Origin of the sequence: Azospirillum lipoferum 4B (assembly GCF_000283655.1) — a bacterium.
GTDB classification, from domain to species: domain Bacteria; phylum Pseudomonadota; class Alphaproteobacteria; order Azospirillales; family Azospirillaceae; genus Azospirillum; species Azospirillum lipoferum_C.
The window spans coordinates 256248-277207 of the sequence record NC_016586.1 but is presented as its reverse complement, the minus strand read 5'-3'; the positions used below and the strand labels follow the sequence as shown (position 1 = coordinate 277207).

18 protein-coding genes are annotated in these 20960 nt (G+C 67.8%); 13 read left to right on the top strand and 5 right to left on the bottom strand.

What is annotated here, in order from left to right:
* Window positions 1-22 precede the first annotated feature (22 nt).
* Genes AZOLI_RS19545 through AZOLI_RS19535 form a run of 3 tightly spaced genes read right to left on the bottom strand, consistent with a single transcriptional unit; the run spans window position 23 to window position 3713 of the window.
* Entirely contained in the window at window positions 23-1936 is a 1914-nt protein-coding gene (locus tag AZOLI_RS19545) for an ABC transporter ATP-binding protein (protein WP_014188860.1), read from the bottom strand.
* A complete protein-coding gene (locus AZOLI_RS19540; protein WP_014188859.1) occupies window positions 1933-2778 on the bottom strand; it encodes a D-amino acid aminotransferase in 846 nt (281 codons plus the stop codon). Before AZOLI_RS19540 ends, AZOLI_RS19545 begins: the two co-directional genes overlap by 4 nt.
* A gap of 41 nt (window positions 2779-2819) precedes the next feature.
* Window positions 2820-3713, bottom strand: coding sequence for a MurR/RpiR family transcriptional regulator (locus AZOLI_RS19535; RefSeq protein WP_014188858.1), 894 nt, complete (start codon window positions 3711-3713; stop codon window positions 2820-2822).
* Between the two features lie 262 nt (window positions 3714-3975).
* Here AZOLI_RS19535 and fliG point away from each other — a divergent pair, with 262 nt between their 5' ends.
* The 8 genes from fliG to AZOLI_RS19495 all read left to right on the top strand — a co-directional run bounded on the left by fliG (window position 3976) and on the right by AZOLI_RS19495 (window position 12569).
* On the top strand, window positions 3976-4998 hold the full coding sequence (gene fliG, locus AZOLI_RS19530; protein ID WP_014188857.1) for a flagellar motor switch protein FliG: 1023 nt from the start codon (window positions 3976-3978) through the stop codon (window positions 4996-4998).
* A 238-nt stretch (window positions 4999-5236) separates the two neighbouring features.
* Window positions 5237-6193, top strand: coding sequence for a hypothetical protein (locus AZOLI_RS31465; RefSeq protein WP_162488327.1), 957 nt, complete (start codon window positions 5237-5239; stop codon window positions 6191-6193).
* A gap of 138 nt (window positions 6194-6331) precedes the next feature.
* A complete protein-coding gene (gene pxpB, locus AZOLI_RS19520) occupies window positions 6332-7060 on the top strand; it encodes a 5-oxoprolinase subunit PxpB (RefSeq protein WP_014188855.1) in 729 nt (242 codons plus the stop codon).
* Entirely contained in the window at window positions 7057-8139 is a 1083-nt protein-coding gene (locus AZOLI_RS19515; RefSeq protein ID WP_014188854.1) for a biotin-dependent carboxyltransferase family protein, read from the top strand. Before pxpB ends, AZOLI_RS19515 begins: the two co-directional genes overlap by 4 nt.
* A 329-nt stretch (window positions 8140-8468) precedes the next feature.
* The gene (locus AZOLI_RS19510) at window positions 8469-9587 is read left to right on the top strand and encodes an ABC transporter ATP-binding protein (RefSeq protein WP_014188853.1); all 1119 of its coding nucleotides are present in this window, start codon (window positions 8469-8471) and stop codon (window positions 9585-9587) included.
* A 50-nt stretch (window positions 9588-9637) separates the two neighbouring features.
* The gene (locus tag AZOLI_RS19505; protein WP_014188852.1) at window positions 9638-10684 is read left to right on the top strand and encodes an ABC transporter substrate-binding protein; all 1047 of its coding nucleotides are present in this window, start codon (window positions 9638-9640) and stop codon (window positions 10682-10684) included.
* Window positions 10685-10882: 198 nt separating this feature from the next.
* Complete coding sequence (locus AZOLI_RS19500; protein ID WP_014188851.1) at window positions 10883-11740, top strand: ABC transporter permease; 858 nt, start codon at window positions 10883-10885, stop codon at window positions 11738-11740.
* Window positions 11741-11756: 16 nt separating this feature from the next.
* Entirely contained in the window at window positions 11757-12569 is an 813-nt protein-coding gene (locus AZOLI_RS19495) for an ABC transporter permease (RefSeq protein ID WP_014188850.1), read from the top strand.
* A gap of 6 nt (window positions 12570-12575) precedes the next feature.
* Here AZOLI_RS19495 and AZOLI_RS19490 read toward each other — a convergent pair whose 3' ends face one another.
* Window positions 12576-12929: a hydroxyisourate hydrolase gene (locus tag AZOLI_RS19490; RefSeq protein ID WP_014188849.1), complete on the bottom strand. Its 354-nt coding sequence runs from the start codon at window positions 12927-12929 to the stop codon at window positions 12576-12578.
* Between the two features lie 26 nt (window positions 12930-12955).
* On the opposite strand from AZOLI_RS19490, the gene AZOLI_RS19485 reads away from it, so the two are divergent.
* The 3 genes from AZOLI_RS19485 to AZOLI_RS19475 are packed head-to-tail and all read left to right on the top strand — an operon-like array spanning window position 12956 to window position 16292.
* Complete coding sequence (locus AZOLI_RS19485; RefSeq protein WP_014188848.1) at window positions 12956-14146, top strand: MFS transporter; 1191 nt, start codon at window positions 12956-12958, stop codon at window positions 14144-14146.
* Window positions 14143-15543 (top strand): amidase, encoded by a 1401-nt coding sequence (locus AZOLI_RS19480; protein ID WP_014188847.1) that lies wholly within the window; start codon window positions 14143-14145, stop codon window positions 15541-15543. The genes AZOLI_RS19485 and AZOLI_RS19480 overlap by 4 nt, the downstream gene beginning before the upstream one ends.
* Window positions 15540-16292 carry a GntR family transcriptional regulator gene (locus tag AZOLI_RS19475; protein ID WP_014188846.1) on the top strand — a complete coding sequence of 251 codons (753 nt, stop codon included), beginning with the start codon at window positions 15540-15542 and terminating at the stop codon, window positions 16290-16292. The genes AZOLI_RS19480 and AZOLI_RS19475 overlap by 4 nt, the downstream gene beginning before the upstream one ends.
* A gap of 16 nt (window positions 16293-16308) precedes the next feature.
* Here the strand turns inward: AZOLI_RS19475 and AZOLI_RS19470 are convergent, their stop codons facing one another.
* Window positions 16309-17427 (bottom strand): GGDEF domain-containing protein, encoded by a 1119-nt coding sequence (locus AZOLI_RS19470; protein ID WP_014188845.1) that lies wholly within the window; start codon window positions 17425-17427, stop codon window positions 16309-16311.
* Between the two features lie 466 nt (window positions 17428-17893).
* Here AZOLI_RS19470 and AZOLI_RS19465 point away from each other — a divergent pair, with 466 nt between their 5' ends.
* Together AZOLI_RS19465 and AZOLI_RS19460 are read left to right on the top strand one after the other, a co-directional pair.
* Window positions 17894-19255 carry an MFS transporter gene (locus AZOLI_RS19465; protein WP_014188844.1) on the top strand — a complete coding sequence of 454 codons (1362 nt, stop codon included), beginning with the start codon at window positions 17894-17896 and terminating at the stop codon, window positions 19253-19255.
* 152 nt (window positions 19256-19407) lie between these two features.
* A complete protein-coding gene (locus AZOLI_RS19460) occupies window positions 19408-20931 on the top strand; it encodes a mannitol dehydrogenase family protein (RefSeq protein ID WP_014188843.1) in 1524 nt (507 codons plus the stop codon).
* The last annotated feature ends 29 nt before the right edge of the window (window positions 20932-20960 follow it).

Below are 20960 nucleotides of genomic sequence, written 5' to 3'. Positions count from 1 at the left end.
GTGATGTCTCCCTTTTCTTGATTCAGAAATCGCCGCCAACGGGGTGGCGGGCGACGAAATGGTCATCGCCGACCGGCACCAGCGGCTGCACCGCGGGCTCGTCGCCGATGTTGCGGATCGGGCTCGGGATCTCGCCGGTCAGCAGCCGCAGGTCGCGGGTGCGGCGGCTGGGATCGGCGATGGGCACCGCCGCCATCAGGCGGCGGGTGTAGGGGTGCTGCGGGTTCTCGAACACCGCGCGGCGGGGACCGAGCTCGACGATCTGGCCGAGATACATCACCGCGACGCGGTGGCTGACCCGCTCCACCACCGCCATGTCGTGGCTGATGAACAGGTAGGACAGGCCGCGCTTGGCCTGCAGCTCCATCAGCAGGTTGACGATCTGCGCCTGGATCGACACGTCGAGCGCCGCCACCGCCTCGTCGGCGATGATCAGCTTGGGATCGCAGGCGAGCGCGCGGGCGATGCAGATGCGCTGGCGCTGGCCGCCGGAGAATTCATGCGGATAGCGGCGCGCATGCTCCGGCTTCAGCCCGACCTGGGTCAGCAGCTCCGCCACCCGCTCCTCGATGGCGCGGCGGCGCGACACGCCCGGCTTGGAGGTGGGGACATAATCATGGACCAGCATCGGCTCGGCGACGCTGAAGCCGACGGTCATGCGCGGGTTCAGCGAGGCGAAGGGATCCTGGAAGATATACTGGATCTTCTCCTTCAGCTTCGCCTGACCGTTGGAATCCAGCGTCGCGGTCTCGACTCCGTCGAAGCGGATGCTGCCGGAGGTGGCGGATTGCAGCCCCATGATGGTGCGGCCGGTGGTCGACTTGCCGCAGCCGGATTCGCCGACCAGCGCCAATGTCTCGCCCGGACGGACGGCGAAGCTGACCTTCTCCACCGCATGGACGCGGGCCTTCAGCGATCCGAAGATGCCCTTGCGCACGTCGAAGCGGGTGGTGAGGTCGCGCACCTCCAGAAGCGGAGCGTCGACGGCGCGCACGGTGTCCTGTACCGGCGGCGGGGCCGGCGGCGCGGCATCCAGCTTTTCGTCATCGACCACCAGCAGCGGGAAACGCATCGGCAGGTCCTGGCCGCGCAGCGCGCCCAGCTTCGGCACCGCGGACAGCAGCGCCTTGGTGTAGGGGTGCTGCGGCGCCTGGAAGATGCGCTCGACCGTGCCCTCCTCCACCTTGCGGCCGCGCCACATCACGACGACGCGGTCGGCCACCTCCGCCACCACGCCCATGTCGTGGGTGATGAAGATGACGCCCATCCCCATCTCTTCCTGCAACAGACGGATCAGCCGCAGGATCTGGGCCTGGATGGTGACGTCCAGCGCCGTGGTCGGCTCGTCGGCGATCAACAGCGACGGCTTGCAGGACAGCGCCATGGCGATCATCACGCGCTGGCGCATGCCGCCCGACAGCTGGTGCGGATGGCGGTCGAGCAGCCGGGCCGGTTCGGGAATCCGCACCTTCTCCAGCATGCGCAGGGCCTCATCCCGCGCCGCCTTGCGGTCGAGACCCTGGTGCAGCATCACCGCCTCGGCGATCTGGTCGCCGATGGTGAAGACCGGGTTCAGCGACGTCATCGGCTCCTGGAAGACCATGGCGATGTCGTTGCCGCGCATGTCGGTCAGCGCCTCGGCCGGCGGAGAAGCCAGATCGCGTTCGCGCCCGTCGCGCCCCTTGAAGCGGATGCGCCCGCCGACGATGCGGCCGCCGGCATAATCGACCAGCCGCATCAGCGACAGCGAGGTCACCGACTTGCCGGAGCCGGACTCGCCGACGATGGCGACCGTCTCGCCCGGCGCCACGGTGAAGCTGACGTCGTCGACCACGCGCACGGGACCATGCTCGCCGTCGAAGGCGACGCTCAGCCCCTCCACGGAAAGCAGGGCCGGTGCTGCGTCGACCGCCCGCATCGCGGCGGCGCCGCTCATCGTCCCAGCCTCTCGGCGAACAGCGCGAACATGCGGCGCCACACCATGCCGGGGGCGCCGGTGCCGACCGGCTTGCCGTTCAGGCTGGTGACCGGGGTGATCTCTTTGGTGGTGCTGGCGATCCAGATCTCGTCGGCGGTTTCCAGTTCCGCCGCCGGGATGTCGCGCTCCTCCAGCCGCAGGCCGGCCTCGGCGGCCAACCGCAGGATGACGGTGCGGGTGATGCCTTCCAGGATGCGGTTGTCGTTGAGCGGGGTGGCGATGACGCCGTTCTTCACCACGAAGATGTTGGTGGCGGCCCCCTCGGTTACCAGACCGTCGCGCAGCTGCAACGCATCGACCACCCCGGCGTCGGTCGCCGCCTGCTGCGCCAGCACGCTGCCGAGCAGCGCCACCGTCTTCAGGTCGCAGCGGCCCCAGCGGATGTCGGGGATGGTGATGGCGGCGACGCCCTGGTCGCGCCAGGAGGCCGGCGGGCGCTTCAGCGGGCTCGCCATGCCGAACACCGACGGGGTGACCCCGGCCGGGAAGGCGTGGCCACGGCTGGATGCTGCGCCGCGGGTGACCTGGAGATAGACGGTCAGGTCGCCGTCGATGCCGGACTCCGCCGCCAGCCGCTCCATGATGGCCATCCAGTCGCCGGCCGACAGGGCGCAGTCGATGCGCAGTTCGGCCATGCCGCGCTGCAGGCGGGCGATGTGCGCCTCCGGCTCGAACAGGCGGCCGTTGTAGGCGGCGGTCACCTCATAGAGGCCGTCGGCGAACAGGAAACCGCGGTCCAGCGGCGACACATGGACCTCGTCCAGCGGCAGGTAACGCCCGTTCCAATAGGAGATCGTCATCGCTTTTCAGCTTCTTTGGCGCGTGGAAAGGAAAGCCCGGCTCACTCGGTCGGCCTCTTGGTCTTCGGCACGACGTGGAGGTAGGGCAGGATGCGTTCGGCGACGTCGGCCGCCTGTCCGACGCTGTCGGGACCGGAGCGGGACAGCGCGGTGCCCAGCGCCACGATCAGCGCCATCAGCCCGGTGGGAGAGCTGTGGCGCACGCCATGGTCGGCCCCGGCCAGCAGGGTGACGTCGGCCAGCGGGACGATCGGGCTGTCCGGCGCGTCGGTCAGCGCGATGGCCTTCGCCCCGCGTTCCCGGCACAGCTGCAGATGCTCGATGGTCCGGCGCGAATAGCGTGGCGAGGTGATGGCGATCACCAGATCGCCGGGCTTCACCGTCATCAGCCGGCGGATGGTGCGCTCGGTGCCCGCGAACTCGATGGCCTCGCGGACATGGTCGACATAGGGCTCCAGCACGTCGGCCAGGAACAGGGCGAGATAGGCGCTGTCGCCGAGGCCGAGCGCCACGATGCGATTGGAGTCGCGGATCAGGCGGATCGCCGCCTCGCACTGCTCGGGCTGCAGCAGTTCCATGGTGCGGGTGATGTTGCCGGCGTCGCTGGCCAGCGATTCCCGCATGATCTCGGCATTCGAGGTGTCGCGCTGGACGGCGACGCGCAGCTTCTCCACCGGCGCGAAGGTGGATTCGAAGGCGCGCAGCAGATCCTCGCGGAACTCCGGATAACCCTCATAGCCGAGGAAGCGGGCATAGCGATTGACGGATGCCACTGACACCTCGGCCGCCGCCGCCAGTTCGCCGATCTTCAACGTGGCGGTGCGGAAGGGATAGGCCAGGGCCCATTCCCCCACCTTGGCGAGGGCGGCCGGAAGCTGCTGCTGGCAGTTCTGCATCCGGATCAGCAGCGATCCCGTCTGAATGGGTGGCTCCATCCCCTCGATGCTCCTCCGGAAAGCCCAGGCGCGGCTTGCGTGAGCACAGAGTTACAGCTTTTCCACAATCCTGTAAATTCATTTTCACATAGTGGCGTATGTCCGAACATATGCCAGGGCATGGACGGCGTATCGAGCCAACGCGCTGCTGCGGCAAAACCGTCCTTCTCGAAACTCCCTAAGGGCTTCCTTATCGTTTGTTAACGATGTTTGCCGCAATGATCGGGCAGTTTCGGATTCAGCGCAGGCATGAAGGGCAGCAATGGCTCAAAAGGTTCGTGAGGACTACCGGACCCTCACCGGCCCGGAAAAGGCCGCCATCATGATGCTCGCGCTGGGTGAGGAGCACTCGTCCAAGCTGTTCTCGCTGATGGACGACGAGGAGATCAAGGAGCTGTCCCAGGTGATGGCCAACCTGGGCACCGTCTCGGCCAACCTGATCGAGCGACTGTTCGTCGAGTTCGCCGAGCAGATGTCGTCGAGCGGCACCGTCGTCGGCTCCTTCGATTCGACCGAGCGCCTGCTGCTGAAGACCCTGCCGAAGGACAAGGTCGACCAGATCATGGAGGACATCCGTGGTCCGGCCGGCCGCACGATGTGGGACAAGCTGACCAACGTCAACGAGTCGGTGCTGTCCAACTACCTGAAGAACGAGTATCCGCAGACCGTCGCCGTCGTCCTGTCCAAGATCCGCTCCGACCATGCCGGCCGTGTCCTGGCTCAGTTGCCGGAAAGCTTCGCGATGGAAGTCATCATGCGCATGCTGCGCATGGAGGCGGTGCAGAAGGAGGTTCTGGACGACGTCGAGCGCACGCTGCGCACGGAGTTCATGACCAATCTCGCCCGCACCAGCCGCCGCGACAGCCACGAGATGCTGGCGGAGATCTTCAACGGTCTGGACCGTACCACCGAGCACCGCTTCATGGCGGCCCTGGAGGAGCGCAACCGCGACAGCGCCGAGCGCATCAAGTCGCTGATGTTCACCTTCGAGGATCTGTCGAAGCTCGACCCCGGCGGCGTCCAGACCGTCCTGCGCACGGTGGACAAGCAGAAGCTGGGCACCGCGCTGAAGGGCGCGTCGGAGTCGCTGAAGGACCTGTTCTTCTCCAACATGTCCGAGCGCGCCGCCAAGATCCTGCGCGAGGACATGGCCGCCATGGGTCCGGTGCGCGTCCGCGACGTGGACGAGGCGCAGATGTACATGGTCCAGCTGGCCAAGGACCTCGCCGCCCGCGGCGAACTGGTCCTGGCAGAGGGCAGCGGCGAGAACGAGCTGATCTACTGATCGCGCCCGCTGGCCGCGAGTGCCATTCGAGACACCAGACGTTCCACTTGGCTTTTGCGATCTGGCGTGTCGGTCGCGATTGGCGCTAACCACATGGGCCTGCCCGTCATTCTCGCCGATAAGCCTGTGCACCTCATTCCCATTTGAGCTGTAAAAACGATCAGTTTAAGCACGCGTGGCTAGTCACCTTCAGCTTGCCTACAGCCAGCGATATGATAGCCTATCGGCGCCCACTCTGATGTTTTTCACAAGCGGAGAGAGAGAATTGAAAGGCTCCAATAATTCTGAGGGAAATCCTGAGGAATTGCCCGGAAACATCAAAGGTAATATTAACAGCGATTTTATTGATGCGATCAAATCAGCAATATCAAGTGTCAAAAGTGATATCGCGGTTGTTACGATAATCGTCGCAACAATTTTTCTGGCAATCACGATAACGATCACATTCAAAAGAGATATAAGTATATATGAGATTATTTCTATATATTTGTCTTACATCGCGGTAGTTGCGATTTTGTCGTTCTCGATGTTTGCGACACATCGGCATAGAGGCCTGGATTTGCTTGAAGATCTCCGGAGGTCGATAGCGGAGAACACTCAGCAGGTAAATTGTCTTCAGCATGCCTTGTCCGGCGATCTGAAATACGCTGACATGAAAGCGCTAGGAAAGATCGATGTGCAAGACCAGGGAACATTAAAGTCCATATGGTCATCCATTATTGGAAGGTCAACAAAAAGCCTCCTATTCGTAAACTATATTGGACCTGATTTTATCGAATCCGGTACGTTCTCTGGTGTCCATGAACTCACCAACCTGAGGCGGGCTGACGGGGGCGTCCATGTCAGCCGCATCTTTCTTGTCGACGACATCAAGGAAGCAGAACGCATCTGGCCGACTGTATTGACACATAAGGAGAAAAACATCTCCCCCGGATATGTTGTGAAATCCGATTTGTCAACCATAATGCGAAACAATGGCTTCAGCTTGACTGATTGGAATTATGGCTTCATCATTGCAGATGACATTGAGGTCATTGTTTTCGAGATGGCCGAGAGAAAGCCCCGCTGGGTCTATTTCGTAAGGAATGGATCGGACACCAAGAGATACAAGGATCTGTACGCGCAAATGACGGCTATCGCCCGGCTCGATGCGCCAGCCACCAAAAAAGCCTGCGCGCCCGCGCCGACAACCTAAGAATACGCCTCGTTCGTATCAACATCTGGAACTGAACAACTGCGGCTATTTCCTGCTGATGGTGCTGATGGTGGCCCTGCTGTGGCTGTTCCCCGGCATGGTGACGTGGCTGCCGTCGTTGATGATCGGGTAAGGAGCGTGGGCGTGGAGATCCGCTTCACCACCGCAGGCGACACCGCCTTCAATGTCGAGTTCGGCGAGGCCATCGACCGGGCGACCAACGCCCGCGTCATGGCCCTGCACGCCCGGCTGAAAGCCGAACCGCCGGCTGGGCTCGTGGAGACGGTCCCGACCTTCCGCTCGCTGCTGGTGGTCTACGACCCCGTCGCCACCGGGCGGCGGGAGATGCAGGCGGCGGTGGAGGCGGCGCTGGCCGGCTGCGACGCCGCCGCGTCCGAAGGGCGGCTGTGGCGCCTGCCGGTCTGCTACGACCCGGACCTCGGCCCCGATCTGGCGGAACTGGCCGTCGGGCTGGGACTTACCGTGGAGCGGGTGGCGGAGTTGCACGGATCGACCGAGTATTTCGTCTACATGCTGGGCTTCATGCCGGGCTTCGGCTACATGGGCGACCTCCCGGCGGAGCTGGAGCGGCCGCGCCGGGCGGAGCCGCGAGTGCGGGTGCCGGCCGGCTCCGTCGCCGTCGCCGGGCGGCTGACCACCGTCTATCCGTGGGAAAGCCCCGGCGGCTGGCACCTGATCGGCCGCTGTCCGATTCCGCTCTACGACGCCGGCCGGGCCGATCCCGTCCTGCTGGCGGCCGGTGACCGGGTGCGCTTCGAGGCGGTGGACCGCGCCGCTTTCGACGGCATCGCGCAGGCGGTGACCGCCGGCCGCTTCGACCCCGCCAGCCTGAGGGCCGCATCATGAGCGCCAATCTGACGGCCGCTTTGACGGTGGTGCGACCGGGCCTGTTCGCGACGATCCAGGATCTGGGACGCTTCGGTTTCCAGGAGCTGGGCATGCCGGTGGCCGGCGCGCTCGACCCGGTGGCGCTGCGGCTCGCCAATGCGCTGGTCGGCAATCCGCAGGGCATGGCGGGGCTGGAGATTGCCCTGCTCGGCCCCGTCCTGCGGGTGGACGCCGCCTCCGTCCGCATCGCCGCGGTCGGCCCGCTGGCGATGACGCTGGAGCGCGAGGGGGAGGCCACCCGGCCGCTGGAACCCCACCGCAGCCATAGCCTGCGCCAGGGCGACCTGCTGCGGCTGGGGGCGGTGGATGGTGCGTCGGTGGCCTATCTGGCGGTGGCCGGCGGCTTTGCGCTGGCACCGGTGATGGGCAGCCTTTCCGCCTATGTCCGGGCCGGCATCGGTCCGCTCGGCGGGCGTCCTCTGGGACAGGACGACCGGCTGCCGCTTGTCCGCGATGGCGCGCCAGATGGACCGCCCGATGAACAGGAATTGGAACTGCCGCAGCCGCCGGACTATGGCAGCGGGCCGTTGCGCGTCGTGCTGGGGCCGCAGGACGACCGCTTCACCGAGCAGGCTTTGGCGACCTTTCTGTCGGCCACCTACCATGTCGGCAAGCAGGCCGACCGCATGGGCCTGCGGCTGGAAGGGCCGGCGCTGAAGCATCGCGGGTCGGCCGACATTCCGTCGGACGGGCTGGTCACCGGCTCCATCCAGGTGCCGGGCAACGGGCAGCCGATCCTGCTGCTGAACGACCATCAGACCGCCGGCGGCTATGCCAAGATCGCCACCGTGATCTCGGCCGACTTGCCCCGCACCGGCCGCCTGCGCCCCGGCGACTGCCTGTCCTTCCAGGCGGTGACGGTGGACGAGGCGGAAGCGATCCGCCGTCGGCAGGAACAGGCGATCGCGGGCTGGATCCGCGCCATCCGCCCGGTGCGTCCGGCCGGCGGCATAGATTTGGAGGCGCTGTATGCGGAGAACCTGATCTCCGGCACGGTGGACATCGTCAATGGCGGCAGCGACCTGCCGCTGGTGTGAGGGGCTCCCCACTCCATTGCCCCCACCCCAACCCTCCCCCGCTCTCGCAGGGGAGGGAGCAAGTGCTTGTGCAGGAGGGTGGCGGCAGTCCCCTCCCCCGCCCAGCGGGGGAGGGTTAGGGTGGGAGCAAATGCTTAGCATCGTTGGCGCCAAATGCGGCAACTGCCTGCGCCTGCCGCTTAAATCGGCATCACTCTGAAACGACAGCCGCTCCTCACATAAAGCCGGAATTACCTTAAACATCTGATATAACAGCATAAGTCCGAAAACGGCATGCGCTTTGCTATCTAGCGATCTGCAAAGTACAACGCGAAACGGACGGTGCAGCCATGGTCGGAGCCTCGCAAAGCAGCCAGTCGGCCCAGCGTGGGCAGACGCTTCTTCTCGACGGGATCACCCAGCGCTACGGCAACACGCTGGCCGTCGATGACGTGACACTCGACATCAAGGGCGGCGAACTGGTGGCCCTGCTCGGACCGTCGGGCTGCGGCAAGACGACCCTGCTGCGGATCATCGCCGGCTTCATGGCCCAGACGAAGGGCCACGTCATCGTCGGCGGCGAGGCCATCGACGGGCTGCCGCCCAACCGCCGCTCCGTCGGCATCGTCTTCCAGAACTATGCGCTGTTCCCGCACATGACGGTGGCGGAGAATGTCGCCTATGGGCTGGACGCCCGTGGCGTCGACCGCGCCACCCAGCGCAGCGAGGCCCAGCGCATGCTGGATCTGGTGAAGCTGGGCCATCTCGGCGACCGCATGCCGCGCCAGCTGTCCGGCGGGCAGCAGCAGCGCGTCGCGCTGGCCCGCGCGCTGGCGGTGAACCCGTCGATCCTGCTGCTCGACGAACCCTTCGCCGCACTCGACAAGAACCTGCGCCTCGACATGCAGATCGAGGTGAAGCGCATCCAGCGCCTGTCCGGCATCACCACCATCCTCGTCACCCACGACCAGGAGGAGGCGCTGTCGATGGCCGACCGCGTCGCGGTGCTGAGCCAGGGCCGGCTGGAGCAGTTCTCCCCGCCGACCGAGATCTATGACGCGCCGGACAGCCTGTTCGTCAACACCTTCGTCGGCTCCGCCAACCTGCTGAGCGGCGTTCTGCTCGATGCCGACCGCAGCGGCGGCACGGTGCGGCTGGATGCCGGCGGCACCATCGAGACGCGCGCGCCCAAGGGCGAGGTCCGCCCCGGCGGCCGCGTCACCGTCTGCCTGCGGCCGGAGCATCTGCGCGTCGATCAGGCGGCGGCCGGCGCCGACACGCTGAACGGCGTGGTGGAGATGGGGCTGCCGCTGGGCGCCACAATCGTCCATGAGGTGCGCATCGCCGACGGTTCCGCCGTGAAGGTGTCGGAACCGCGCATCGACCGCGCCGCGCTGTTCGCCCCCGGCACGCCGGTGCGCCTCGCCCCGGTCGCCCCCCGCCTCGCCTCGGTCTTCGCCGCGGCCTGATCCGTCTTTCCCTGCCCCCTATCGCCTCCCCCACCCGACAGGAGTGATCCATGCTGCTGACCCGCCGCACCCTGATGCAGACGGCCCTGACGCTGGGTGCCATGCACGCCTTCCCCGGCCTGACCTGGGCGCAGGCGCGCCCGCTGGTCTTCGCGACCTTCACCGGCAGCTGGGAGGAGGCGCACAAGGCCGTGCTCGTCCCCGCCTTCCGCAAGGCGACCGGCAACGCCGACATGGTGCTCGACCCCATGCTGTCGGTCGACCAGATCGCCAAGGTGAACGCGGCGAAGAACAACCCGCCGATCGACGTCATGCTGCACGATCCGGGGCCCGCGCTGCAGGCCATCGCGCAGGATCTGGTCGAACCCTATCCAGTGGAAAAGAGCGCCCATTACAAGGACCTGATCCCGGCCGCACAGATGCCGACAGGACCGGCGCCCTTCTTCCAGGTGGTGGGCATCACCTACAACCCGGAAACGGTGAAGACGCCGCCGACCTCCTGGGCCGATCTGTGGAAGCCGGAATTCAAGGGCCGCGTCGGCATCACCAACCTGAACTCCACGCTCGGCACCGGGTTCATGGTGGAGCTGGCCAAGATGCATGGCGGGTCGGAATCCAACATCGACCCCGCCTTCAAGGCGCTGGAGGCGCTGCGCCCCAGCCTCGCCGCCGTCGCCGCCAACCCCGGCCAGCTCGCCACCCTGTTCCAGCAGGGCCAGATCGACATCTCCCCCGGCAACTTCAACGCCATCCAGATCCTGAAGGCGCGCGGCGTCCCGGTGGAGTTCGTCATCCCCAAGGAAGGCGCCATCGCCTTCAAGACGACCATCCACATCGTCAAGAACTCTCCCAACAAGGAACTGGCCTTCAAGCTGATCGAGGCCGCCCTGTCGCCGGAGGTGCAGGCCAAGCTGATGGAGGAGCCGTTCCTGATCGTGCCGACCAACACCAAGGTCGCGATCAAGGGCGAACTCGCCAAGACGCTGGCCAAGGACCATGCCGAGATCGCGAAGAAGTTCGTCTTCCAGGACTGGGCCAAGATCAACGAGCAGCGCGGCGCCTGGATCGAACGCTTCAACCGCGAGATCAGGGTTTGATGACGCGAACGACCCGCTGAAGCTCTCCCTCTCCCGCCCCGGGAGAGGGAAGGGGCCCAAGTGAAGCTTGGGAAGGGTGAGGGATGATCCAAGGATCGAGTGAGAATCCATGTTCGGATCGCCCCTCACCCTCCCCGCCTTCGGCGGGTCTCCTCCCTCTCCCGGGGCGGGAGAGGGCATCTCAAGAGGAGCCCCCCAATGGCCGCGACGCTGCGCAACGTCACCACATACGACCTGAAACTGGCGGCGCCGCTGGCGGCGGGGTTCGTCGTCTTCTTCGTCACGCCGCTGGTCATCCTGCTGGCGCTGAGCTTCCAGACCGATCCGCAGGGCGGACATTTCGGGCTGACCCAGTACGTCACCTTCCTCGGCGACAGTTTCAGCCTCGGGGTGCTGGGATCGACGCTGTGGCTGGGGGTGAAGGTCACGGCGCTGACGCTGCTGCTGGGCTATCCGGTGGCGTGGCTGCACCAGCGCTCCCCCGGCTGGGCAAAGGGCGTCATCATGCTGCTGGTGCTGCTGCCGCTGCTGACCAGCGTGGTGGTGCGCACCTTCGCCTGGGTGGTCATCCTTGGGCGGCAGGGGATCGTCAACGCCTCTCTGCTCGGGCTGGGGCTGATCGATACGCCGCTGAAGCTGCTCTACACCGAGGGCGGCGTGGTGATGGCGCTGGCGCAGGTGCAGATGCCGCTGATGGTGCTGCCGCTGATCACGGCGCTGAGCCGGATCGATCCGAACCTCGCCGACGCCTCGTCGGTGCTGGGGGCCGGGCATTGGCGGACCTTCCGCAAGGTGATCCTGCCGCTGTCGCTGCCGGGCATCATCGCCGGCTGCCTGCTGACCTATGCCGCCGCCATCACCGCCTTCATCACCCAGAGCCTGATCGGCGGCGGACAGATGCTGTTCATGCCGATGTACATCTACCAGCAGGCCTCGACCCTGCAGAACTGGCCCTTCGCCGCCGCGATCTCCGTCATCTTCCTGGTCGCGGTGCTGGTGGTGGTGTCGATCTTCAACGTGCTGGGCCGCCTGTCGCGCGGCTACACCAACGCCTGACCTTGAGGAGGCCGCCATGGGCAACCGCCGTATCGACTTCGACGCGCTCAGCTTCCGCATCGTCATGACGGGGGTGGCGCTGCTGGCCCTGCTGCTGCTGGCGGCGCCGACGGTCGTGGTGATCTGGGTGTCCTTCACCAGCGGCTATTCGCTGAAATTCCCACCACCCGGCTATTCGCTGCGCTGGTATGTCGAGCTGTGGAACGCGTGGCAGCTGCAGTTCGCGCTGATGAACAGCCTGAAGGTGGCGGCCTGGGCGACCGGGCTGTCGGTCCTGCTGGGCGTCGCCGCCTCGCTCGGCATCGCACGCTCGGCCAGCCTGACGGCGCGGGTGCTGGACAGCCTGTTCCTGTCGCCGCTGGTGCTGCCGGCGCTGGCCTTCGGGCTGTCGTCGCTGATGTTCTTCTCGCTGGTCGGCGTGCCGGTGTCGCCGCTGACCCTCATCATCGGCCACACCGTGGTGTCGGTGCCCTTCGTGGTGCGCAACACCGTGGCCTCGCTGGCGCAGATGAACCCGACCCTGCTGGAGGCCTCGGCCAGCCTGGGCGCCACCCGCTGGTTCACCTTCCGCCGCATCACCCTGCCGCTGATCCGGCCGGGCATCATGGCCGGCGGATTCATCGCCTTCATGGCGTCCTTCGACAATGTGCCGGTGTCGCTGTTCCTGCGCGACGCCGCGACCGACATGCTGCCGATCCGCATGTGGCAGGATCTGGAAGGCAAGCTGGACGTGACGGTCGCGGCGCTGTCGGGCGTGCTGATCGTCGCCACCATCGCGCTGATGATGGTGATGGAGCGCGTCGCCGGCCTGTCGAAGCGGTTGACCTGATCCCCCCTACACACCCAGAAAGAGAGAAACCCCGAAGGGGGTGAATTTGAAGGGCAGATGCAGATGGCGGTCCAGGTCGGTCACCTTGAAGCGGAATGGCATGACGTCGAGGAAGCGGGTCTGCTCCTCCGGATATCCCGCCGCGCGCAGCCAGTCGCCGACATGGAACAGCACCTCGTGCGGGCCGGGGGCAATGCCCTCGCCACGCACCGTGGGGTGGTCGAGCTGCCCGTTGGCGCCGAGACGGCCGTCGGCCAGCAGACGGCGGTCGGGCGTCAGGGCGTAAAGCTCCACCCGCAGCCCTTCGGCGGCGACGCCGCGCGCCACGTCCACGCCGTGAATCGAAATACCGCCGGCCATGCCGCCTCCAGGTCAGAGTTTCCGCAATGGTAGCCGAATCCGCGGCGGACGCGCCAGCGCAGCCGCCGCTTCTGCCGGCACTGCTGGGAATGACCGGCCTGCAGGCCCTGGTGGCTCTCGCCCTGTTCGCGCCGGGCGTGCTGGCGCCGCGCATGGGCATCGACCCGGCGGGGCTCGGCCTGTTCACCACCACCGGCTTCGCCGTGGGAATGGTGGCATCGCTGGGCGGCGGCGTGCTGGCCGGGCGGCTGGGCTCCTTCCGGGTGGCGAGCTTCTGCGCGGTGGCGGTGGCCGCTGCCATGCTGTGCGCGATGACGGGGGGCGGCTCCCTGGCGCTGCTGGCGGCGGGGATCGCCATCGGGCTGGCCTGCGGGCCGGAGACGCCGGCCAGCGCCGCCATCCTCGGGCAGCTGGTGCGCGAAGCCGACCGGCCGATGGTATTCTCCGTCCGGCAGACCGGCAACCAGATCGGCGCCATGGCCGGTTCGCTGGCCCTGCCGCTGCTGGCCACCGTCGCCGATCCGCGCGCCGGCTATGCCGCCATCGCCGCGCTGGCGCTGGTCTGCGTCCTGCCCTTCGAACGGCTGCGGACGGCCTACGATCCGCTGACGCGGTCCGCCACCTCCGCCTTCGGGCTGGTGACGGCGATCCGGCTGCTGCGCAGCGATCCGGCGTTGCGGCGGCTGTCTCTCGTCTCCGCCCCCTATGCGGCGAGCCAGCTGACGCTCAATGGCTTCTTCGTGGTCTTCGCCGTGGCGGAACTCGGGCTGGAGCATGTCGCCGCCGGCGTTGCGCTGGCGGCCGGACAGGCCGGCGGGCTGGCCGGGCGGCTCGGCTGGGGCGTGGTCGCGTCGCGCTGGGTCTCGCCGCGCCTGCTGGTCGGTCTGCTCGGGCTGGGCATGGCCGCCGCGTCGGTGCTGGTCGCGCTGGCCGGCGCCTCCCTGCCCTTCCCGGTGCTGGTGGCGCTGACCTTCCTGTTCGGGCTGACCGCCAGCGGCTGGAACGGTGTGTTCCTGGCCGAGGTGGCGCGGCTGGCGCCGGCGGGCCGCATCGGCGAGGCGACGGGGGCGGTGATGGTCGGCGGCTTCGCCGGGTTGATCGCCGGCCCGGTCCTGCTGGTCGCCGCCGCCGCGGTCAGCAGCCTCGCCGCCGGCTATCTCGTGGTGGGGCTGTTGGCGGCACTGGCGGGATTGAGCCTTCTCGGAGACAAGCGATGACCCTTCCCCTTCGCGCCATGGCTCAGGCCGAAGCCGTGCGGAGCGGACGCAGCAATGCCCGCGCCGTGACCGAAGCTGCACTTGCCCGCATCGCCGCCGGCAATCCTGCCCTGAACGCCCTGGTCGCCGTCCATGCCGAGCAGGCGCTGGACGAGGCCGACGCGGTGGACCGCCGCCTTGCCGCAGGAGAGAATTTGCCGCTGGCGGGCGTGCCGGTGGCGGTCAAGGACACCATCTGGGTCGCCGGCCGGCGCGTCACCCAGGGATCGCGCCTGTTCGCCGACTTCCGCGCCCCCGCCGACGCCATCGCGGTGGAGCGGCTGCGCCGTGCCGGTGCGGTCGTCGTCGGCATGGCCAACAGCTCGGAATTCGCCTGCAAGGGCGTCACGACCAACCCGCTGTTCGGCCCGACCCGCCACCCGATGGACCTGAATCTGACCCCCGGCGGCTCCAGCGGCGGGCCGGCTGCGGCGGTGGCGGGCGGGCTGGTACCGCTGGCGCTCGGCACCGATGCCGGCGGATCGAGCCGCCGCCCGCCTGCCCATGTCGGCGCGGTCGGCTTCAAGCCCAGCTTCGGCGCCATCCCCTACGGCCCCGGCTTCGCCGAGCCCTTCGTCGGCATCGCGGTGATGGCGCCCATCGCCGCCGACATCGCCGACACCGCCCTGATGTTCGAGGCACTGGCCGGCCCCGACCCGCGCGATCCCGACAGCGCCGCCATCGCCCCGGCGGAGGAGCGGCCGATTGCGTCCCTGACCGTCGCCTACAGCCCGGCATTCGGCCTGGACGCGCCGGTTGACGACGATGTCCGCGACGCGGTGGAGCGGGCGGTGGAGGTACTGGCCGGCGCCGGTGCCCGCGTCGTCCGTCCAGAAGGCCGGTTCCCACACTGGCCGGCCGGCGTCACCGAAACCGCGCTGATGCCGCTGCAGCATGCCGGGCTCGCCGCACTTTATGGCGAGGCCTTCCGCCGTGATCCCGGCCTGTTCGATCCCGACATCGCCGTGCAGATCGAGCGCGGACTGTCCTTGAGCGGGGCGGAGGTCGCGGCGGCGCAGTTGCTCGGCGTCGATGTCGGCCGCGCGCTGGCTGCGCAGTTTTCTTCGGTGGACCTGATCGTCGGGCCGACCACGCCCTGCGCCGCCTGGCCGCTGGACCGGCTGGGACCGGAAACCATCGGCGGACAGCCGGTGCCGCCGCGGGCGCATGCCGTCTTCACCCCGCTGTTCAACCACGCCAAGGTTCCGGCGCTCAGCCTGCCCTGCGGGACGGGGCGTGGCGGGCTGCCGGTGGGCTTGCAGATCGTGGCGCCGCGCGGGATGGACCGCCGGGTGCTGCGCTTCGCCGCTTTCGCAGAGGAAACGCTCGCCGGATGCGGGCCGGAGTCCCAGCCATGAGCCCGACCATGACCTTCGACGATGACAGGCCGGACGACACGCCGGACACCTCGCTGGACACCGCTCCGCCGCGCCGACGCCGCGCGGTGCCGACGCCGCCATTGGCGGACATGGCGGTGGACCGGCTGCGCGACATGATCATCTATGGCGAGCTGGCGCCGTCCGCCCGCCTGATCGAACCGGAGCTGAGCGAGAAGCTCGGCATTTCCCGCACGCCGCTGCGCGAGGCGCTGAAGCTGCTGGCCGCGGACGGGCTGGTCATGCTGCGCCCCAACCGCAACGCCATCGTCGCCCCGCTCGATGCCGCCGAGCTGACCCACCTGTTCGAGGCGGAAGGCTGCATCGAGAGCTTCGCCGCCCGACTCGCCGCCGAACGGATGACCGCCGCCGACCTGCGCCGCCTGCGCGGCTTCCAGGAGAAGATCGAGGCGCTGCAGGGGGCCGGCGCGCTGGAGGAGTATTTCGCGATCAACCAGAAGATCCACCGGCTGATCGTGTCGAGCGCCAAGAACCCGGCGCTGGTCGAGGCGCATGACCGGCTGCTCGGCCGGCTGGCGCGGGCGCGCTACTTCGCGTTGGGCGCCCAGGGGCGATGGAAGGAATCGGTGCTGGAGCACCGCGAGATCCTGGCGGCGCTGGAGGCCCGCGACGGCAAGACCGCGGAGCATCTGTTCGTCCACCATGTCGGCCGGACCGGCGAGGTGGTCGCCGCCGCCTGCGCCTCCCCCCGCGCCCGGCAGACAGGGTGACGGCCGCGAACAGCGTTTAAGCCACCGGCACCGGTTCCGGCGGACAGAGCGCGCGGTCCCGGCACACCCGGTCCCGGCCGTCCGACTTGGCGCGATAAAGCGCAATGTCCGCCGCCTTGATCAGCGTGTCGGGACGGTCCGAATTCGGGGCGAGGGTGGAGACGCCGATGCTGACGGTCACACGCAGCAGCGCGCCGTCATGCTCGACGCCGCAATCGCGCACGGCACAGCGCAGGCGCTCGGCGAGCAGGAAGGCGCCCTCGAGCGCCGTGCAGGGAAGCAGGATGGCGAATTCCTCGCCACCGAAACGGGCGACGAGGTCGCTCTGCCGCACGCCGCGCTGCAACACGCGGCTCAAGGCCACCAGCACGGCATCGCCGGCGTCGTGGCCGCGGGCGTCGTTGACCTCCTTGAAATGATCGATGTCCAGCAGCAGGAGCGACACCGGCGTATGTTGGCGCAGCGCGCCGGCGACCTCGCGGTCGATGGCGCCGAAGAAGGCCCGGCGGTTGGCAAGGCCGGTCAGCGGATCGCTGAGTGCGGCGTCGCGGAGCACCCGCTCGGTATCGACGCGGCGGCGCTCGCGGGCCAGCATCGTTCCCAGCATCAGGATGCCGACCACCGTGAAGAGGGCGACCGGAAGCCCGCCATGGATGAAGGTCGGCAGGGCCACGCCCCAGGGCAGCACGAAGATGCTGAGCGTGTGAAGCGATGCAATGGGAGCCAGCAGGAACAACGGCCTCGCTCCCCGCCATTCCGCGGCGGGCGTCAGCCAGGCGATCAGGAATCCGATCCCCCCGGCCAGCAGGATCCCGGTCACGCCGGGAAGCATGCCCGCACCGCCGACGGCGATCCGGCCCGTCGCCACGATGGCGGCGGCCAGGAGGGCGGTCAGCATGCCGCCGAAAGGAGCGGCCAGCGCGACCGGAACCGCCTTCACGTCCAGATAGACGCCGGGCACGACCGGAACCGACTGAAGCATCGCCGCAACCCCGCCGGCGCCGAACATCAGGCCAAGGCATATCTGCCGCAGCCACGGCCGGTCACTCAGCCGGTAGAGGACGGTCCCATAAGCGAGGGTCATGAGGGCAAGCAGCCCCACGCCGCCGGCCAACGCCGTCATGATCGTCGCCATGGCACTCGGTTCCCCCACCCTGCCGTCTCCTGCACCTTGACCAGCCTTAGTCTGCGATCTTCATGCGGATCCCCTGATTTTGTACATCGGGGTTGCTCCTAGGCTTTCGAGTTATCTCGGTTTGATATGTGACGGCTCAACCTCTCGGCCAGCGGCAACCTGACGAAATGCCGCAGATGGTTCGATTGACCGCCGGCCGGGGGCGCAACTAATATACCAGCAACTGGAATGGTAGTATGCAACGCCACGAACGGTACCGAAGCGGCACCGCTCCCGACGATGGCCGGACTGCTCCAGGAGACAGTGCTGAAACGCGAGAAACCGCCGCCCGACGCAGCGTGGGAGCCCGGAATACCGGCTTCCGCGCATGCCCTTCGGCGCGCCCATGACCGGTGCAGGATCGGCCATGGGTGCCGGATCGAAGACCGGCGGCGGTGACACGCGTCCTGGCTGGAGATGCCAAATCATGAGCGAACAGATCATTGCCGGCGCCGCCCCCGCGCAGTCGGCGGAGCCGGCCGGCAGGGCCGGCGGCATCGGCAAGGCGGCGGTCACGGTGAGCAAGGCCATCGGCCGCTACCGCTGGACCATCTGCGCCCTGCTCTTCTTCTCGACGACCATCAATTACATGGACCGTCAGGTCCTGGGCCTGCTGAAGTCCACGCTGATGGGCGACATGGGCTGGACCGAGTCCGACTATGGCGACATCGTCGCCGCCTTCTCGCTGGCCTACGCCTTCGGCTACATCGGCTGCGGCCGCCTGATGGACAAGGTCGGCATCCGCATCGGCCTGCCGGCCGCCGTCGCCGGCTGGAGCTTCTTCGCCTGCATCCACGCCTTCATGGGCAGCGTCTTCGGCTTCAAGGTGGCGCGTGCCGGCCTGGGCCTGACCGAAGGCGGCAACTTCCCGGCCTCGATCAAGGCGGTGTCGGAGTGGTTCCCGGCCAAGGAACGGGCGCTCGCCACCGGCATCTTCAACGCAGGCTCCAACGTCGGCGCGGTCGTGGCGCCGATCCTGGTGCCGATCCTGCTGGTCGCCTTCGGCTGGCAGGCGGCGTTCCTGGTCACCGGCGGCATCGGCTTCTTCTGGGTCATCGCCTGGCTGCTGATCTACCGCAAGCCGGAAGAGCATCCGAAGCTGACGGCCGAGGAGCTCGCCTATATCCGCAGCGACCCGGTGCTGCCGCAGGAAAACATCCCCTGGATCAAGCTGCTGAGCTACCGCGGCACCTGGGCGAACATCGTCGGCACCTGCTTCTCCGCTCCGGTCTGGTGGTTCTACCTGAACTGGGTCCCGGGCTTCCTGAACACGCAGTATGGCGTCAACCTGTTCGGGGCGATGCTGCCGCTGATCATCATCTACACCATGGCCGATTTCGGCAGCGTCGGCGGCGGCTGGTTCTCCTCCCACCTGATCAAGCGCGGGATGAAGCCGCTGCGCGCCCGCAAGCTGACCTTCCTGGTCTGCGGCCTGTGCGTGCTGCCGGTCTTCTTCGCCTCCACCGTGTCCAACATGTGGGTGGCCGTGCTGCTGATCGGCATTGCCGCCTCCGCCCACCAGGGCTATTCGGCCAACGTCTACACCATCGTGTCCGACACCATGCCGCGCAACGCGGTGGGTTCGGTGGTCGGCATCGGCGGCTTCTGCGCCTATTTCGTCGGCATGTTCGTGTCGATGGGCGTCGGCCGCCTGCTGGACGCCACCAACGGCAACTATCAGGTGCTGTTCGGCATCGCCTCCGTCCTCTACCTCGTCGGTCTGGCGATCATGCACTTCATCCTGCCGAAGACCGGGTCGGGCCGCACCCCGGCCGGCATCGAGGTCTGACACGCCCACTCCAAGGCTCCGGGGCACCCCGCCCCGGAGTTTTCCCGAACAATCCAAGCCTGACCGAATGACGGTGCACCGGCCCCCCGCGACACTCCGCGACAGCGGAAAAACCGGGTGACCGCAGCGACCGCCGCGAACCGGAGCCCATCATGCCCGACGCGAACACCGCCCTGCTGGCGGCCCGTCCTTCACAAACCCGCCTTTCCACCGATACCCTCCGCCGCCTGCCGCCGGCGGTCGAACGCCCCGCCTACGACCGCGCCGCGGTGACGCCCGGCATCGTCCATATCGGCCTCGGCGCCTTCTGCCGCGCCCATCTCGCCACCTATACCGACGACGTGCTGGCCGCCGGTGAGAAGGATTGGGGCATCGTCGGCGTCGATCCGCTGTCGCCGGCCATCCGCGACGCGCTGAAGCCGCAGGACTGCCTCTACACGCTGCTGGTGCGCGAGGGAACCCGCGACCGCCTGCGCGTGGTCGGCTCCTTCCTCGACGCCATGGCGACCGGCGACCAGCTGGAGGAGGTGCTGGCCCTGACGGCGAAGCCGGAGATCCGCATCGTCACCCTGACGGTCACCGAGAAGGGCTATTGCCAGGATGCCGCCACCGGCTCGCTGGACGAGGCGCATCCGCTGATCCGCGCCGACCTTGCCGCTCCCACGGCACCGCGCAGCGTGCCAGGCCTGCTGTGCGAGGCCATCCGCCGCCGCCGCGCCGCCGGACAGCCGCCCTTCACCGTGCTGGTCTGCGACAACCTCGCCCAGAACGGCATCAAGGTTAAGGGGATCGTCGTCCGCTATGCCGAGCTGCGCGACCCGGAGCTTGCCGCCTACATCGCGGAGAATGTCAGCTTCCCCTGCACCATGGTCGACCGCATCACGCCGGCCACCCAGGACGCCGACCGCGCCACGGTGGACGCGGCGCTGGACTGCGCCGACGCCTGGCCGGTGGTGACCGAGCCGTTCAAACAGTGGGTGATCGAGGACCGCTTCCCGCTCGGCCGGCCGGCCTGGGAAAAGGCCGGCGCCATCCTGGTCGACGATGTCCATCCGTTTGAGTTGATGAAGCTGCGCTGCCTGAACGGCGCCCATTCGCTGTTGGCCTACCTGTCGGTGATCTCCGGGATCGAGACCATCGCCGACGCCATGACCGACCCGCAGCTGCCCGCCATCATGCACCGGCTGTGGGCGTCGGACCTGATCCCCACCCTGCCGCCGGTGCCGGGGACCGACATTCCGGCCTACACCGCGGCGCTGGAGGCGCGCTTCCGCAATCCGGGCATCCGCCACCGCACCATCCAGATTTCGTCCGACGGATCGCAGAAGCTGCCGCCACGCCTGCTGGAGCCGGCCCGCGAGCTGTTCGCCGCCGGCAAGGCACCGGCGGTGATCCCGCTGGCCGTCGCGGCCTGGATGCGCTTCCTGCTGGAAAAGGACGAGGCCGGCAACGCCTATGTGGTCGCCGATCCGATGGCGGCGGGGCTGACCCGCATCGCCCGCGTCCATGCCGGTGATCCCGGTGCGCTGGCGGCGGCCCTGTTCGCCATCGAGGACATCTTCGCGCCCGAACTGGTCGCCGAGGCCGGCTTCCGCGACGCGGTGGTCCGCCATCTCGACAGGCTGATGACCGTCGGCGTCGCCGGGACGCTGACCGCCTTCCTCGCCAACCCGTGAAATCGCGGCGGCCACGACCGTCGCATGCA